Source organism: Marinobacter alexandrii, assembly GCA_039984955.1.
In the GTDB taxonomy this organism is placed as follows: Bacteria; Bacteroidota; Bacteroidia; order Cytophagales; family Cyclobacteriaceae; genus Ekhidna.
Map to the genome: position 1 here is coordinate 831,790 of JBDWTN010000005.1, position 16,832 is coordinate 848,621.

General features: G+C 38.7%; 19 protein-coding genes. 5 read left to right on the plus strand and 14 right to left on the minus strand.

The features are described from left to right. Positions 1 to 28 precede the first annotated feature (28 nt). Positions 29 to 457 (minus strand): hypothetical protein, encoded by a 429-nt coding sequence (locus tag ABJQ32_04160; protein ID MEP5288817.1) that lies wholly within the window; start codon positions 455 to 457, stop codon positions 29 to 31. A 151-nt stretch (positions 458 to 608) separates the two neighbouring features. On the opposite strand from ABJQ32_04160, the gene ABJQ32_04165 reads away from it, so the two are divergent. Then, positions 609 to 1,286 carry a CPBP family intramembrane glutamic endopeptidase gene (locus ABJQ32_04165; protein MEP5288818.1) on the plus strand — a complete coding sequence of 226 codons (678 nt, stop codon included), beginning with the start codon at positions 609 to 611 and terminating at the stop codon, positions 1,284 to 1,286. 67 nt (positions 1,287 to 1,353) lie between these two features. Beyond that, on the plus strand, positions 1,354 to 2,430 hold the full coding sequence (gene dinB, locus ABJQ32_04170) for a DNA polymerase IV (GenBank protein ID MEP5288819.1): 1,077 nt from the start codon (positions 1,354 to 1,356) through the stop codon (positions 2,428 to 2,430). Between the two features lie 9 nt (positions 2,431 to 2,439). On the opposite strand, the gene ABJQ32_04175 is transcribed toward dinB, so the two are convergent. The 10 genes from ABJQ32_04175 to ABJQ32_04220 all read right to left on the minus strand — a co-directional run bounded on the left by ABJQ32_04175 (position 2,440) and on the right by ABJQ32_04220 (position 12,053). Beyond that, positions 2,440 to 3,894, minus strand: a complete 1,455-nt coding sequence (locus ABJQ32_04175; protein MEP5288820.1) for a DUF5723 family protein — start codon at positions 3,892 to 3,894, stop codon at positions 2,440 to 2,442. Next, positions 3,891 to 5,531, minus strand: a complete 1,641-nt coding sequence (locus ABJQ32_04180; protein MEP5288821.1) for a hypothetical protein — start codon at positions 5,529 to 5,531, stop codon at positions 3,891 to 3,893. Before ABJQ32_04180 ends, ABJQ32_04175 begins: the two co-directional genes overlap by 4 nt. A gap of 42 nt (positions 5,532 to 5,573) precedes the next feature. After that, on the minus strand, positions 5,574 to 6,797 hold the full coding sequence (locus ABJQ32_04185; GenBank protein ID MEP5288822.1) for a caspase family protein: 1,224 nt from the start codon (positions 6,795 to 6,797) through the stop codon (positions 5,574 to 5,576). Positions 6,798 to 6,882: 85 nt separating this feature from the next. Beyond that, positions 6,883 to 7,929, minus strand: a complete 1,047-nt coding sequence (locus tag ABJQ32_04190) for a saccharopine dehydrogenase NADP-binding domain-containing protein (GenBank protein ID MEP5288823.1) — start codon at positions 7,927 to 7,929, stop codon at positions 6,883 to 6,885. Beyond that, positions 7,929 to 9,173, minus strand: a complete 1,245-nt coding sequence (locus ABJQ32_04195) for a DEAD/DEAH box helicase (protein ID MEP5288824.1) — start codon at positions 9,171 to 9,173, stop codon at positions 7,929 to 7,931. Before ABJQ32_04195 ends, ABJQ32_04190 begins: the two co-directional genes overlap by 1 nt. Before the next feature lie 98 nt (positions 9,174 to 9,271). Continuing rightward, positions 9,272 to 9,982, minus strand: coding sequence for an ATP-binding cassette domain-containing protein (locus tag ABJQ32_04200; protein ID MEP5288825.1), 711 nt, complete (start codon positions 9,980 to 9,982; stop codon positions 9,272 to 9,274). An 8-nt stretch (positions 9,983 to 9,990) separates the two neighbouring features. Further along, positions 9,991 to 10,230: a hypothetical protein gene (locus tag ABJQ32_04205; GenBank protein ID MEP5288826.1), complete on the minus strand. Its 240-nt coding sequence runs from the start codon at positions 10,228 to 10,230 to the stop codon at positions 9,991 to 9,993. Between the two features lie 15 nt (positions 10,231 to 10,245). Continuing rightward, positions 10,246 to 10,902 carry a fructose-6-phosphate aldolase gene (fsa, locus tag ABJQ32_04210; protein MEP5288827.1) on the minus strand — a complete coding sequence of 219 codons (657 nt, stop codon included), beginning with the start codon at positions 10,900 to 10,902 and terminating at the stop codon, positions 10,246 to 10,248. 292 nt (positions 10,903 to 11,194) lie between these two features. Continuing rightward, positions 11,195 to 11,344 carry a hypothetical protein gene (locus tag ABJQ32_04215; protein MEP5288828.1) on the minus strand — a complete coding sequence of 50 codons (150 nt, stop codon included), beginning with the start codon at positions 11,342 to 11,344 and terminating at the stop codon, positions 11,195 to 11,197. A 67-nt stretch (positions 11,345 to 11,411) separates the two neighbouring features. Next, complete coding sequence (locus tag ABJQ32_04220) at positions 11,412 to 12,053, minus strand: CoA pyrophosphatase (protein MEP5288829.1); 642 nt, start codon at positions 12,051 to 12,053, stop codon at positions 11,412 to 11,414. Between the two features lie 74 nt (positions 12,054 to 12,127). On the opposite strand from ABJQ32_04220, the gene ABJQ32_04225 reads away from it, so the two are divergent. After that, entirely contained in the window at positions 12,128 to 12,841 is a 714-nt protein-coding gene (locus tag ABJQ32_04225; GenBank protein MEP5288830.1) for a hypothetical protein, read from the plus strand. Here the strand turns inward: ABJQ32_04225 and ABJQ32_04230 are convergent. The 3 genes from ABJQ32_04230 to ABJQ32_04240 all read right to left on the minus strand — a co-directional run bounded on the left by ABJQ32_04230 (position 12,826) and on the right by ABJQ32_04240 (position 15,266). Further along, positions 12,826 to 13,845 carry a tetratricopeptide repeat protein gene (locus ABJQ32_04230; GenBank protein ID MEP5288831.1) on the minus strand — a complete coding sequence of 340 codons (1,020 nt, stop codon included), beginning with the start codon at positions 13,843 to 13,845 and terminating at the stop codon, positions 12,826 to 12,828. The genes ABJQ32_04225 and ABJQ32_04230 overlap by 16 nt on opposite strands. A 61-nt stretch (positions 13,846 to 13,906) precedes the next feature. After that, positions 13,907 to 14,650, minus strand: a complete 744-nt coding sequence (locus tag ABJQ32_04235) for a head GIN domain-containing protein (GenBank protein ID MEP5288832.1) — start codon at positions 14,648 to 14,650, stop codon at positions 13,907 to 13,909. A gap of 85 nt (positions 14,651 to 14,735) precedes the next feature. After that, positions 14,736 to 15,266: a DUF255 domain-containing protein gene (locus ABJQ32_04240; protein MEP5288833.1), complete on the minus strand. Its 531-nt coding sequence runs from the start codon at positions 15,264 to 15,266 to the stop codon at positions 14,736 to 14,738. Positions 15,267 to 15,318: 52 nt separating this feature from the next. On the opposite strand from ABJQ32_04240, the gene ABJQ32_04245 reads away from it, so the two are divergent. Both ABJQ32_04245 and ppk2 read left to right on the plus strand, forming a co-directional pair. Further along, positions 15,319 to 15,819: a metallophosphoesterase family protein gene (locus ABJQ32_04245; GenBank protein MEP5288834.1), complete on the plus strand. Its 501-nt coding sequence runs from the start codon at positions 15,319 to 15,321 to the stop codon at positions 15,817 to 15,819. A 120-nt stretch (positions 15,820 to 15,939) separates the two neighbouring features. Next, on the plus strand, positions 15,940 to 16,818 hold the full coding sequence (ppk2, locus tag ABJQ32_04250) for a polyphosphate kinase 2 (protein ID MEP5288835.1): 879 nt from the start codon (positions 15,940 to 15,942) through the stop codon (positions 16,816 to 16,818). The last annotated feature ends 14 nt before the right edge of the window (positions 16,819 to 16,832 follow it).

Genomic DNA, 16,832 nt, shown 5'->3' on the forward strand with positions numbered 1-16,832 from the left:
TGGAATAACCAGGCTTCATCACTTAGACTTACTCTTCTTTTTCAATATCCTTGAATGCCTCTCGAATTACTTCACCAAGGTTTTTAAGATCTATATGCTCAATATGTATATCAATATCAGATATAGCAGAAAGCTCATTTAAATTTTCTAATTCGTCCAACATATCAAGGATTCCTTCGCTCAAGTCTACATCTAAGTCAGCAAGATCAATCACTACTGCTTCTGTAGAGATACTAGACAACTCAGATAACGATGAAAGTTCAGAGAGTTCTGCAAGGCCGGCTAGCGCCGAAAGGTCAGCCAATTCTGAGAGTTCGGATAGTTCAGAAAGCTGTGACAGCTGGGATAACCCTTCAATCTTTTTTAAGCCTTCTTTTTTCGATTTCTTATCTTTATTCTGTGCAATTCCACAAAATGCCATTCCCGTAATCAGGAGGAGAAGTGTTACTTTTTTCATCTTAGTCGAGTTTATTTTCTTAAAATACCTGCACACCGAGGAAAGGTTACATTCAATCCTGAAAATAAAATCAAAAAATGTAACTCTTCTCAATTAAACCGCATCAATAGCCGTAATAACTTAAAATTTAACTCCCCTAGAAAATTTAATCTTGAAAAACCCATATAATCAAGTTAGCCCATTTAGTGCTCTTATCGATCTTACTCTTTTCCTTTCTTTGATCTTCTTCGTAAGGACAATTCATATTGAAAACCTTGGTTTTTGGGGCTTTTCCATATTCAAGTCTATTTCCACAGTAGGTCTGGCAACACTTCTTCTGTATTACAGAAAGCAATCCTGGAAAAGTCTTGGCCTCACAAAACCTGGGAGTTATAGAAGAATGCTGCTAACTATCGCAGCTACTTTGGTAGGCACAATAGTTTCTGTCACGCTGTTCGGATCATTTATTAATGACCTTTTTGATAGTAGCGAATCTTCAAATTCTAGCTCTATTTTCAATGATATGGAAGGAAATATTTCAATGTTCTTTTCTATCATCTTATTTGTCTGGATAGAATCCTTTCTTGAAGAACTTCAAGACAGAGGTTTCTCTCTCAATAGATTTGAATCATTGTTTGCAAAAGTTCCATTTTCAACGGGAATAGCCGTATTGGCACAGGCAGCAATTTTTGGTTTTCGTCATTCATACGATCTATCACCACGATCATTAACAACAGGTTTAATAGGTCTTGTTTTTGGTATTGTGTATGTGCTAACAGGACGAAATCTATGGCCTCTCATCATTGCTCATATCTTTTTAAACACTATGTCCATGATCGATCGGCTATAAATCAAAGATCTGATCTCATAGTGACATAAGGTTGTCATTCGATGCTATTTCTTTGTACATAGAAAAAGTGAACTATCGCAAGATCATACATATCGACATGGATGCTTTCTATGCTTCAGCTGAACAACTAGACAACCCTAAACTTAGAGGAAAACCAGTGGCCGTAGGAGGCAACTCCCACCGTGGAGTTGTTGCGGCAGCAAGCTACGAAGCACGAAAGTACGGAGTGAAATCTGCCATGCCCTCAGCAAAAGCTGCTAAGCTATGCCCTGACCTTATCTTTGTGCCTCATAGATTTCCGAGATACAAAGAGCTTTCTGCTCAGATCAGAGAAGTTTTTTTCGAATACACCGACTTGGTAGAGCCTCTGTCTCTTGATGAAGCATATCTGGATGTTACTGAAAACAAGATAGGCTTAAACTCAGCAACATTGATTGCGAAAGAGATCAAGTCAAAAATCAAGGAACGAACAGGGCTTATCGCATCAGCAGGTGTTTCTTACAATAAATTTTTAGCAAAAACAGCTTCAGACATGGACAAACCTGATGGATTGTATATCATCCTTCCAGAAGATGCTGAAGCATTTGTGTTTAAGCTACCCGTTCATCGATTTTATGGGATTGGAAAAGTAACTGCTGAAAAAATGGTGAAAGCAGGAATTTTTACAGGTAAGGATCTTCGTAAAAAATCCCTCGATGACCTTATACTTAGGTATGGAAAGTCGGGAAAATATTATTACAATATATCCAGAGGAATTGATGATCGAAAGGTGCAACCTTTAAGAGAGACTAAGTCTATAAGTGCTGAACGAACTTTTGATGACAATCTCTATGAGTTTGCAGATATTAAGAAAGAGGTAGAAAGAATCGCTTCAATCTCCTATGATAGATACCAACAAAGCAAGGCAACAGATGGACATACTATCACCATCAAACTTAAATATGGAGATTTTAGACAGATCACCCGAAGTAAAACTTCTGAGCACGCCATTAACAATGAGTCTGAATTTATTGAAACAGCTAATGCGCTTTTTACGGAAGTACTTCTGGATGAACAAGGAGTTCGACTGATCGGTGTAGGTATTGCCAACTTCAGAAAAGATGAGGAACCTAAAAGTCCAAGTCAACTCACATTGGAGTTTTAGTAACCCCTATTAAAATCCTGAGCCAGTGCCTTCATCTTCATCCAACAGATGATCCAAATCATATTCTGGAGGGAATGGACTAAGGTTTTCCTTTTGCTTTGCTGGTTTTGGTTTTCTTTTACCCTTATCGTTTCTTCCTATCAACAGGTTTAATCCAACTCTGGCTTCCACACTATTGATATCTCCTACTTGTCTTGCTGAGTTAAGCACGTCATCAAATACTCCATACAATTGGAGTGCCCCTACTCTTACAGCAAACCCTCCTCCTACTTTTACAGGTCTGAATTGGTCTTTCGAAACAGTTGTAGAAAGGGTCAGGGCTTTTCCTAAAACGTGCGTATAACCTACCCCAAAACCTATTTCTGAAGATCTGTATGAAGAGCGATTATAGCTTAGCGTGCCAGATACATTCCCCTTTTGCGTCACTTGGTAACTAGCTCCTAATAGTGTTTGTGTACCAATGCCTGTTCTAAACTCAACTTGACCAGCCACATGCTCAGTCCATACATCTATGCTATCCTCCAATGCCTGCGTAACGTTTACGTCATTTACATCATCAAAACCGCCCAACACGATCTCGCTGTTTTCCAACGCATAATTTTCAACATCTTGCTTCCAGTTAATGAAACCTAGATCGTTGATAGCTAAGTACCCATGAAGCTTATCATTGATTGTTAAATCCGCTCCAAGGTCTATCGCGAATCCTCGATTGTCATTTGATCCAAAACCTAGTATGTATCCTACAGGATCATCCCCTTGAAGCTCGTTTAAACCAGCAGTACGGATCATTGCATCGTTGAATTGGATAGTAAGGTCGTATGTTGCTGGGTCTGTAAACATACTTACGGAGGCATCTTTAGAAGAACTTAGGTGAGCTAGGCCTGTCAAGTATTTCAATCTCCCGCCGATTCGGAGTGTCTTATCTTCTAGAATAACCAAGTCTTGTGTATACCCAAGTCCAATTTCATGATATGCAATTCCTCCTCCCTTAATTTGTCTTTCGTCTACTTCTTCCCCAATAAAATTTCCATTTCCGTAAGCGAAGTAGTTGAGAAAATTCACTGGATAATTAAATCCACCACTGTATCGCATATTAGCAAACAAACTAAAAGTTTTATTTCCGCTTCTTATTCCAAATTGGAAGAGAGAAACATCGCCCTTAAATCGTACATTATCCCCTTCCTTTAAGTTATCCAATGCCCGATATATGTCTACCTTAACAGAATCAGTTCCTTCTACCGGTACCATGAATTGGTTGTAGCTAATCTCACTATCCATTTTAATATTCAAGCCTGAAATTCCTGGAAAGGATATAAAAAACTCTGCATCAGGAAAGAATGATGCATTGTTCATGCTCGATTGAGGTGTCAATGCCCCCATGTGATAAAACGTAAGATCTGATTGACCATTCGATACGTTTGCCAGAAGGGTCATAAAGGATAGTAGGATAATTATTCTTTTCATAAATCAACGCTTACTTTACCTTCAGCAGTCAAAAAGATTTCTAATTTGTAGTCTGAGAAAATTTTCACAAAATCTCCACTTTCATTGCCAATTGTGAAAATATTCATGGTTGCCACAATGTCTGATGTCAGCAGAAATGCTTCTATGCCTTCGCTATCCAATTTGATTGCTGAAGTACTCATCATTGGTTCTGCTATTCGATCTCCTGAAAAAGTCTCCGGTGATTCAATCAATCCAATTTCTGCGAGTCTGTAGAGTTCATTTCCTTCTGAATCTTTAAAGGATAAGTCCAGAACCCCATCAAATGGTATCTCATTGAGCACCTGAATGTTGATTGTTAGAGAATCAGCATCTTCAAGATCAGACCCTGCAATAGAAAGATCAAAATCTTTAGAAAAGCCATTCATTCTGAAATCGAGAGGAATCTCGATGGATGTTCTTATCTCAAGATAGCTACTATCAAAAAGGTAGTTATTCAAATTATCTGAGCCGGGAGGATTTGGTGTAGCCGTAACATCAAAAATTATCTTTTGCGGAGTAGAATTCAGCAATTCATCTACGTTGCTATTCAATTTATCAATGGTGAGTGTTGAGGCTATCGTTTGACCCAATTGAGTTTCATCAGGGGCTTCAACAAACTGGAGGTTATCAATGACTTCTCCTGATAGAATAATTTCAGATTCATTTGAATCCACTGATTTAATTCCATCCAATGAAACTCCAAGTTCTACCCCAAACGCATTCACGAAATCAATCGTTATTGAAGGATCATTAAAGACGAGCCCTCCCTCGTTAAATTCATCGAAGGCGGAGATTTCTATACTGTCTCTTTGAACTTCGACTGGATCAGTTCCAAAGTTTCCAAAAATTGCTGAAAATTCCGATTCTAGGAATTCAAGTTCTATTTTGATTTCATCTGAAGCACCGATTGACTTTCCTGCAGGAATGTGAAAGACTAAGTCAAGGGTAACATTAAAAATATTAACTGAGTCTACCCTTCTTGAAACATTCTTCAGTCCATCCAGAGGAAGTGATTGGGAATCCGATGAAGCTCCCGCTGCTAAAGTTCTTACAAATACAATAGGATCGTCATTTAGCTCCCTAATATCATTGAGGGTAAATACATAATCGATCTGAACATCAAAATCTGAAGTGAGTACATATTGAAGTGTTCCTCCTTTAAAAAAAGTAGAATCTATCTGCTCTCCTTTGTCTGGATTGAATTCAAATTCAAAACTCTCCGTTGGAATGGCGACTATGCTTGCGGAACCAGAGGGTGGAATATCAGTATCAAATGGAGCAAAACTATCCTCATTAAATACATCACTAATTTTTACAAACTCATCTATATCATCAAAAAGAGAAGTATCCCGGTAAACAAATGACAGGAAGAGATCGTCTCCTTCTACAACTTCAAGTGTTTCATCTTCTAGACTCTCCACCAGTTCATCAACAGTGTACTTGATATTGCCAATATTGACAGCAAATGTGTTGTCAATGGTTGGCCCTTGCACTTTGTCAAGCTCTATATCACTAAAATCACAACCATTAATAATTGTACTAAACGCTATTATATAAATAAAATATTTTTGCACGAGAATGAATTTTGCTGCGGTGTAAGGTTTAGATGCTTTCATGATCTAAACCATGCGCACCGATATTGATTTAGTTTGTTTTGGCTATTGTCTTTTCAAAAAAATAAAATCTCCTCCCTCATCTCCAGCTTGCGTAATAGGTCCATACTGAGGTACTTGCCCATTTGGGCTATTATTAATTACGGCGGTTTTGAACGATCTAAATAGTTGATCTGCTGAAATCAAAGGCGATTGATTATTGATTAGGTTCTTTAGTAAGTATTCAATAAAGACACTTTCATCCGGAACCGTCTTTAACGTTCCGCTAGTCATTGCTTTTCGGCTTGGTAGCTTATACACTTCAAGAATTGCTCTGCTGTTTTCAAATACTGCTCTTTCTTTCAATATCCCTCCGCTAAAACAAGCATCTGAAATCAGTAGTGTATGTTTGGATCTAATTCCACCTAAGTAATCTCTAAGAGTACTATTAGATAGCCAGTAAGATTTGGAATCCATAGACGCATCACTAGGAAGCCAGTACCCTTGATTAAGTTGTGCATTCCAAATGCCATGTCCGGCATAGAAAATTAGGAGGTTGTCTTTTTCGGTTACAAGTTTCGTGAGATGATCAAGAGCTATAATAATATCTTCTCTCTTAGGGTTTTCAAGGACTGTGATATTCTCCTGATCAAATGAATAGTGATAAGTCAAAACACCCGCAAGTTGCTCTGCATCGTTTATTGGATTGTCTAAATCTTGAATTTCTTTGTCTTGGTATTCATTAACGCCTATAATCAACGCATAATACTTTCGTTTACCGAGTTCATTCATCAATGCCTTACCTACTGCATCTTTATCAGAGACTTTCTTTATCGGATCAGTTGGGTTTTGCGCTATTATGGATGATGGCACCAACTTAGCTTCTCGGAAGAGTGTGACATTGCCTGCTGTTAGAGGTGGACAAGTATTTAATTTAACATCTCCCTTCCACCTTCCTGTAAGCGTCTCCTGACCATTGTTAAGGACATAGGTTAGTTCATTTTTCGCCATACATGCCAGGCCCGATTTATATATTATTTCCTCTCCTTCCAAAATGATTTTGCCATTTTTCATCTTTCCCTTCACCCTGACCTTGAGGGAGTCTTTCTTCATGTTATTGGCATAAACGAATCCAGAAACCAACACTCCTTTTTGAGTCAGTTCATATTTTAATTGCGTCTGTTCTTTAAGAAAGGTAGAGCTACCAATCCATATTCCTGAAACGTTAACTGTTTGACCGGAAACTGTCTGGAAAATCAATACGGCAAGGGTGATAAGAGTGAATCTCATGAGATGAAATTACGCCTTTAGAAATGAAAGATCCATTTCTTTCGATGAAGAAAGGGTGGTTACTCGACTAAAAAAACGAATCTTTCTATAAGTAGGAACAGCCTTCTATTTCAAGAATTAAGTCTTCACCAAAAGCGGATGAAGGTGTTTGGAATCCGGGCTTAATCTCTCCCGCAAATATCTTTTGCGCAATTAAGACTGAAGTCAAAGCTGTCAATGTATAGCCATTGGGGGTCTTTAGTCTCGCCTCTATGCTTTGAGTGCCATCCGTAACTTCTCCCCATAAATACATATTGGATTCTTTTCTACGGTTTTCTTTCGGCCCGTCAGGTCGTTTATCCATCTGCTTCATCAGGAAGTTTTTGATGGTTTTTGATCTCAACATAAAGGATAGTCGTAGTGCCTTTTTCACCTTGGCAAGCTGCTGTTCTGTGGTTCCAGAAAACACTTCTATATTCGGAATACGTGTACTATGATGTGCCGTTGAAATATCTCCCCAAGAGATACCCATAGAGATTTGCTTAAACTCACCATAATCTATGACTCTGGCGGATTTGCCCATGGGAACTCCTTCATAGTCGCCATCTCTTCTCCGAGTTTGTGGTTCTCCAAGGTTCTCAATCATTGTTTTAGCCGTACCTCTTGAGAGCTTACCTCCTTTGCTGACAAATGCCAATTTTAAATCTGTAGCTGAAGGTAACTTACTGTGTAAGTGTTTGGCAAGGCAATCTGAAGGCACAACATCAAAACCAACACCGGGTAGAAGCATGAGCCCTTTCTCTTTGGCTTTTTCTCCATATTCCTTAATCAAATCAAATACTTGAAATTCTCCTGTTATATCTAGGTAGTGCGTATTGGTAGCAAGGCATCCTTGCACCATTTCTTTTGCTGTATGAATAAATGGCCCTCCACAATGAACCACTATGTCTCCTCTTTTCAGCCATTTCTCCAGTTTCGCTCTTTCTGAAATCTCAAAAACATCGTACTCCAAACCATGCTTGTTAGCGTAAGCCATTGCTTTATCTGCGCTTCTTCCTGCTATAATCGGTTTTATGCCCTGCTCCAGACACTCTTCCACAATCAAACGTCCGGTATAACCGTAGGCACCATATATGAGCAGATTATTCGTCATCAGTTTCGTCTGGGTTTTGATTTTCCGCGGAAGTTGTTCCTCTTGTTAGATTTTGGTCGTGAGGGTTTAAAGTTCTTCTTTTTTGAGGATGGTGGCAAATCGCTTTGTTTTTCTGTTGGTTCGAATCCTTCTATTTCGTCGACAGGAAGTTTTGTTTTAATCAATTTTTCAATATCCCTTAGGTATTCAATTTCATCCAAACTTACCAGAGATAGCGCGATACCGCTAGCTCCTGCCCGGCCTGTCCTTCCAATTCGATGCACATAGTCTTCGGGGATATTAGGTAATTCAAAATTGACTACATGAGGTAGTAATGGTATATCCAAACCTCGTGCCGCAATATCCGTGGCAACTAAAACTCTTACATTTCCTTTCTTAAATCCATCCAGTGCTTTGGTTCTAGCACCTTGGCTTTTATTGCCATGAATAGCAGCTGCGCTGATATCTGCTTTCACCATCTTCTCAGTCAATCGGTTTGCTCCGTGTTTTGTACGAGTAAAGACAAGCACTTGCTGCCATTTCCCTCCTGCTATCAGGTCGAGAATGAGGTCTGTTTTACGCTTCTTATCTACTCTATATACTTGTTGATTAATTTTCTCGACTGTTGTATTTTCTGGTGTAGCTTCCACATATTGTGGATGATTCATGAAGCCATTAGCCAGTCGCTTGATCTCCTTCGAGAAAGTGGCAGAGAAAAGCAAGTTCTGTCTTTTAGGCGGTAATAGTTCGAGAATTCGATTGATATCTCTCAAAAAACCCATATCTAACATTCTGTCTGCCTCATCCAGAACTAATACTTCTATCTTATGAAGAGACAGTGCTCGTTGATTATGCAAGTCAAGTAATCGCCCAGGTGTAGCTATAAGAATATCAACACCATTTCGAAGTGCAGCAATCTGAGGGTTGGCCTTAACTCCACCGAAAATCACGGCAGATCTCATATCCATAAAAGCAGAATAAGCACGAACATTATCGTAAACCTGAGCAGCAAGTTCTCTTGTAGGTGTCAAAACCAGTGCTCTGACTGGTTTTTTTCTATATTCTGGTCCACTAGAAAGCAACTCAAGGATCGGAAGTGTGAATCCAGCAGTCTTACCCGTGCCTGTTTGTGCCGAAGCAAGTACATCTTTTCCTTCTAAAACTACCGGGATGACTTTTGACTGAATAGGAGATGGTTCAGTATATCCTTTTTTACTTATTGCTTTAAGCAGGGGTTCGGATAAACCCAATGAATTAAATGACATAAAGTTTATTTGACGAAATGGCTAATTTGTCAAAACCATCTCCATGAATTGCAAAGGTACAGCTAAATTATTGGGTAAATCTTGCAGAAGAACGGACGCTAATACCAGCCGCTTAATTCAAATTTTTCTTTGGAGGAATCTAGAATTCTACCTTTCTCACATTTAAGAACTCTATGAGGAAATTTTTCAATGAATTTGTGATTGTGAGTGGCCATTAAAACTGCTGTTCCGCTATTATTGATTTCTTCAAAAAGTTTTAATATCCCATCACTTACATCTGGATCTAGATTACCAGTAGGTTCATCCGCAAACAATATCTGAGGCTCATTGACCATCGCTCTTGCTATTACCACGCGTTGTTGCTCTCCACCCGAAAGTTGATGCGGCATTTTTGCTGAAATTGCTCCAAGCCCTACACGCATTAGAACTTCAGCAATTCTATTTTTCATTTTAGCAGGATCTTTCCAACCGGTTGCTTTCATTACGAAGGTTAGGTTATCTGCCACAGAACGATCATAAAACAGCTCGAAATCCTGAAAAATGATTCCAATTTTCCTTCTTAGATAAGGAACATCCTTTGGCTTAATGCTACTGATCGGGAATCCAACAACTTCAACATGCCCCAATCTTAAAGGCAAATCAGCGTACAATGTTTTTAAGAGAGAAGACTTGCCACTACCTGTTCTACCGATGATGTAAACGAACTCACCTTTGTCCACAAGAAAGTCAATTTCACTAAGAACTGTATGGTCTTCTTGGAAAATAGAAGCGTTAGAAACGTTGACAATCGGTTCTTCAGAAAAAGGCATGATTTAATTTATAATTCTAGCTTTTGAAGTTTACCATAAGGAAGTGTGCTGATCAAGTCTTTTAGTTCTTGGTCTTTTCCTGCAAGTCCAAACTTATCCATACGCTTAAGTGGGCGATCTGTTCGGAAATATGCTACCAAAACGAAATCTTTATCACGAATCTGTATGTAGTCAGGAATCTTAGCTTTACCCTTTACCTTAATGATGTACATTTCTTCTAAATTAACTAAATCTAGTACTTCCATCATTAACTACAGGTTAACTTATTTGTTCGATTTCTGATAATCGGCCAGAAATTTTTCCAGCCCTGAATCGGTTAACGGATGTTTTAGTAATCCAGTTATGACGCTAAGCGGACAAGTAGCAACATCTGCTCCTATTTCTGCACATTGAATCAAATGCATGTTATGTCTGATGGAAGCAGCTAACACTTCAGTCTCGAAACCATAGTTATCAAAAATTCCTACAATCTGCTCTATTAATGCCAACCCATCCGTGCAAATGTCATCTAATCTTCCTATGAATGGAGAGATATAGCTTGCGCCTGCCTTTGCAGCAAGAATGGCTTGGCCCGCATTAAAAATCAATGTACAGTTTGTTCTTATGCCTGCTGCCGTAAGTGCAGAGATCGCTTTAACTCCATCCTTAATCATTGGAATCTTAACGACGATCTTATCATCGATCTTCGCAAGCTCCTTCCCTTCTGCAACCATTTTATCAAATTCGGTAGCAATTACTTCAGCACTAACATTGTCATCTACTATATCGCAAATATCCTTGTAATGCTTCAGAATGTTTGCTTCTCCGGTAATACCCTCTTTGGCCATCAATGAAGGATTGGTGGTTACACCATCAAGCACGCCCAAGTCTTGAGCCTCTCTTATTTCGTCAAGGTTTGCTGTATCAATGAAGAATTTCATGTGTATTGTAAGTTTTTAGTTGTCAGATGTAAAGTCTTGGAGATTGTGACTGCCGGTGATATGTGTAATCTTTTACTCCGCATTGTCAAAAAATTTATTGAAAGCGGACATTTCATTTGTTAGGAAGAAAATGATGAATTTAAGCAAAAAAATGGCAAACGAAGCGTCGCACTGCTACGACCACCTACCCTTGCTACCGTCAGGTCCTGGGGGATTCAGCAGGAGCTAGTCGCACCCGTTTGCCGATGCAAAATTAGTAAATAGATCAGTAGGAAATAAGGATTATTTAGGATTAGTATTCCTCCAGATTACGATAAAATTCAACTTCCTCATTTTTGAAGGTCAATTCTTCCTCTTCTTCCTCTGCGAAAGTGTCTTCTGTTTCAAGTCTATCATCAAAATTAGACGAGTAATCATGGTATTCTCTTTCATAAGCTTCCATGTTTCAAATGTAAGATTGAAGTCAGACTGTTTGACATTAAGAGAATTACCTTTTGGTTACCCTCTTATTATGAATCTCCGAATTCTTTAAGTATTTCTACCAATTCACTTAACATCATAGCTGTAGCACCCCAAACTGTCCTGCCTTGCAATTCAAAGTATGGACATTGCATTTTGAAACCACTTTGAACAATGATTTCTTTTTCTTTCAAGTTTGTCGGGTTTATTAAGTCTTGCACAGCGGGAGTTACAATGTCAGCCACCTCTCTTGGTTCTGGGATAAAACCAGGTTTATGATCTATTTTTCCTATGACAGGCAATACCATGTAATTGCTAGCCGCCACAAAGAACTCAGATAGGCTTCCAATTATTTCTACTTTTCCTTCTTGTACGCCTATCTCTTCTCTGGTCTCCCTCAGAGCAGTTTCATATTGATTGCCATCCCACTCTTCAAATCTACCTCCTGGCAATGCCATCTGACCACTATGTATACCTTCATAATGCGGTCGTTGAATCAATGGAAAATAGGTATTTTCTCCATCTCTGTATAAAAGAATCAGAACACCTCCCTTCCTTGGGTTGGATGCATGATTCATTTTAATGGGTGCCCCATTGGGTAATCTTGGTTTCATCAGCTCATGTGCAGAGTTCCCTGGCAAGGGTAGCTGTACACGCTTCTCCAAGAATCTGGTTAGTTCATCGAAATTCATTTCATTGCAAATTAAGCATGACTGATTCATTCCATTTTTATTTTATATTGCTAAGTACACCCTAATCACCACTAATGGAAGACATCCCTGGTTATGTAGCTGGAACTTTCATAGCAATTGTTATTGCCGTGCTTAGCTTCTTGTATTATGCTATTAGTGTAGCTACCCCAGGAAAGAAAAACCTTACTTCCTCTTTAGCAATTACTTTCTTAGTCGGATGGATATTCTTTGTTTGTGTACAGACATTTAATGGTTACTTCACAAGCTTATCTGGATTTCCCCGACTTCCTATGTTTGTAGGCTTCACTTTAGTCGCTATTTTATTCTTTTTAGTTTGGCCCAGAAGTCGGGCGTTGTTAATGAATATGCCTGTTACCACCTTACACTATATTCATATAGTTAGAGTGCCTGTAGAAATGGTATTATGGTGGTTAGCTGTTTCCAGAGCCATTCCTATTGATATGACTTTTGAAGGAAGTAACATGGATATCATTTCTGGAATATCTGCTCCTTTTGCAGCAGTGTTTATGGTAGGAGCTCGAAGTAAAAGTAGAATTGGAGCAATTATTTGGAATTTGATCGCTCTAGGATTATTGTTTTACGTTGTGAATATAGCAGTGAGTTTCATGCCGTACTTCTTTACACCAACGGGTGGTCAGGTTGCAAATCTTGGGGTATTCTATTTCCCTTACATATTATTACCCACATTCGTAGTGCCTGCCATTATTTTCAGTCACTTGGTTTCGTTGATGCAACTTATTTTCAAGAAAGATCAATCACAATTTTGATTGAGCATTCGAACACTTGGCTTTTCATTGAACTCTCTTCCTTTTTGCCATGCCTTACAAGCTGATTCTAAGTCACCAAGCTCCAAATGTGCTAGGCCAAGATAATAGTACAATTCATCAACAAATTCCGTTGATCTAATGGCTCGATTAAGCAAGTCTAAAGCCAGGATTGGATCACCAGTTTTTAGCATATAGATACCTTTATTTCTATAAGCCCATCCATTTCTCGGATTCAGGACAATACTTCGATTTATGTGGTCAATCGCTAAATCTAAACTATCCATTTGAAGGTAGATATATCCTTTGTTGTTCAGGAAATAGGGCTCGTTGGGTACAATATCTAATGCTCTATCAATCTCTGCGAGTGCCCCTTGATAATTTTTTCTTTCAAGTTCAATAAGACTTAAAAGGTTGAATGCATTCGCATCTTCGGCATTTAATGCTAAGGCATCATTTGTTAAGGTTACAGCAGTATCATATGATTCTTGGAAATAATAGATGGTGGCCATATTAATAATGGTCTCCGGGTTCATTGGATTCAAGCTATTTGCTACTTCGAAACTCTTCAATGCAGTTTCATATCGACGCAATTTGGTAAGGACTAACCCTTTGTAAAAATCAACAAAAGCTGAATCTGTTACAATGCCTTGAATTGACTCTACATCCCTTAGCGCATTTTCATATTGACCTATTTCTTCATAAGCATATGCTCGATTAAAAAGTGCATCTAAATAATCCGAATCGAGTTGTATTGCCTTATTGTAATCTAGGATAGCTTCATATGTATGATCTGATTCAATTCTGGCGACACCTCTATTGTTTAGAGCCTCAGCATAGTTAGCATCCTCTTTGATTGATTGATTGTAATATTCTATCGCTTGATCAAAGGCTCCTTCCTGAAGGGCTTTATTTCCAAGGTTAAAAAAACGATCTCTTCTTTCCTCAGAAGATTCGCATCCAAAAAGAATAAAAGACAGTAAAATAAGTGCCGATATTTTTCTCATTCTCTGATAACAAAAAAGCCTGCACAAATGTATGCAGGCTTGTATCAGATTTTGAGATTATTTAAGATTTCCTTACGGATCCTCCACTACTTGAATTTGCATCCAAATAAGTAGGTGATCCCTTATACCTAACAGCCCCTCCACTGCTAGCACGTGCATCAAGCTTGGTCTTAACATTTACTTTGATGGATCCACCGCTGCTCGCCCTCGCTTCCACATCATCACTCTCTACATCAAATCCATGGTAATCACCAGAGCTACTTGCTTCAATGTCTTGCTTTTCAGCAATACCTGAAACCTCTATATCTCCAGCACTCGAAACTTCTGCATCAATTTCATTGGCTTCAACTTTTAAACGAGCATCTCCTGCACTTGATGCATTAATAGAAACCTCATCAGCTCCTTCAATAGAAGCAACAATATCTCCAGCACTACTCACTCTTACGTCAAAATCTCCGTCGGCTTGAATCGTTCCTTCAGATGTGATAGAAGCTGCAGAAGAGGCACTTATTGCATCGATTGATTTGTAAGTAACATAGACATCTACATCCACATTTCTCCAGTTGTTGCCATCCAAATGAATCTTCAGACGACCACCACTAACTTCAGTTAGCACATCTTCTATATCTACATTTTCTGAAACAATTCTTGCTTCTTCCTTATCACCCGCTTTTAGGTAAACATCGATAGCTTCATTTGCTGAAACCGATGAGAAAGATGATAAACTTCTCGTTTCTTCCGATTGAGCCAGAGCCACGCCCGCTACCAGAACTCCTATTAGGGTTATTATAAATGATTTTTTCATGTCTTAATTATTTAGAGTTAGGTGACACATTTAATATTAATGTCTTCTAAGTAAAAGATTATGAAAAAACAGAAAGGTTGCAGGCTTACAAAGAAGTTTTATTGTTTTTCTTAAAATCTTCCCATTCGGTCGTCTTAAAATGATCGTTTCCGATGAAAAGAAGTATTGGCTCCATTTGGGCAGGTTTAAGGAATCCAGCTATTGGTTGGATAATTCTTAATTCTTCATCCATGAAAACTGTCGTGGGGTAACTAAGCTGATTTCTAGTTAATGCTGCCGCTAATTCATGAACTCCTCTTCTGCCTTGAGCAACGTAATTGAAGGTGTGGCCTCTAAATTCTACAGATTCCTTTTGTTCAGCGTTAAACTTTACTGGATAGAAGTTTTCATTGATAAAAGAAGCTATTTCGTTTTGACTGTAAGTTTGCTTATCCATCACCTTACACCATCCACACCAATCCGTATACAGGTCTATCAACAATTTCTTTGGATTTTCTTCGTGCAAGGCAATAGCCTCCTCAAAGGTCAACCATTTTACTTCTTCCTTCTCAGTCACATCAAAAGATGAAAGACCTAAAAGGATTACAGAAACAAATAAATATTTTAGCGATCGCATGCCTATCAAACGGGTTTGCACCCTGATTTAGTTTCATCACAAAGATAATCAAATGAAGATCGGTCTTCTATCTGACACGCATGGCTATTTGGATCCCAAAGTTTTCAAGTACTTCGAAGGAGTAGATGAAGTCTGGCATGCCGGAGATATTGGCACAATTGAGGTGCTGAATGAGTTAAAAGCTTTTAAGCCCACTATCGCTGTTTGGGGAAACATTGATGGAGGAAAACTGCGGGTGGAATGTAAGGAAGGTGAAATCTTCGAAAGAGAGGGTGTCCGTATCTTAATCACTCATATTGCAGGAAAACCACCTAAGTATAACCAGAAGGTTTTAGAATATGTAAGACACTATCAACCAAAACTTCTCATATGTGGCCACTCCCATATTCTAAAAGTAATGTCGGATAAGCAAAACAACTTGCTTTTTATGAATCCAGGTGCGGCAGGTAAGCACGGTTTTCATAAAATAAAAACTCTCCTTCGATTTGACTTGGAGAATGGAGAAATTAAAAACCTAGAGGTGGTAGAAATGGGGCCTAGGGCAAAAATGTAATCTTCCATTTACCCTTCCTTACTCCAATTGATATTAATCAAAAGTAGGGATGACATTTATCCTTTATTGCGCTAATGCCCCTCTATAACTTGTCATTCAATTAAATCGATGATTTATACTATGGATGAGAAAAATAATGGACTAGAGGAAAAACTTGACTTGACTGCTGAAGACCTTCAAAGGATAAATTCTGCAAATGGAATCAAAAGAATTCTAAAGGAAAAAAATCATGACATAGAAAAACTCATGTTTTCGCTCAACTATGAACACGAGCTTAAGCAACTTCAAATAGAGTTGGTGAAACTGCAAAGAGATGTGTACATGAACAATCGAAGGGTGGCCATCATTTTTGAAGGTCGTGATGCAGCGGGAAAAGGTGGGAATATCAGAAGGTTTATAGAACATCTCAATCCAAGGGCTATGCGTGTGGTGGCTTTGAGTAAGCCTACTGAAGTGGAAAAAGGACAATGGTACTTTCAGAGATATGTAAATACCCTTCCTAACCCTGGAGAAATCACTTTTTATGACAGGAGCTGGTATAATAGAGCTGTCGTGGAACCTGTAATGGGGTTTTGCACGGAGGATGAATACAGGACTTTTCTACTTCAGGTTCCCGAGTTTGAACATATGCTATACGAGGATGGCGTTGAGATTATCAAATTCTGGCTCTCCATCTCCAAGAGTGAACAAAAGAAGCGATTTGATTCTCGCAAAGATGATCCATTGAAGCAGTGGAAGCTCAGCCCCATAGATGAAAAAGCCCAAGAGCATTGGGACGATTATACCAAGTATAAAAAAGAAATGTTCTCAAGAACTCATATGTCATATAGCCCATGGATCATCATTGAGGCTAACAATAAAAAGAAAGCAAGGCTAGAGACTATTCGATACGTCTTGAATCATCTGAATTACGAAGGAAAAGATCAAGCTAATATTTCATTAAATCCTGATCCCGAGATAGCTAGCAGGTTTCATCGCTCAGCTGCAAGTACTGATTAAACCGATTTAAAATA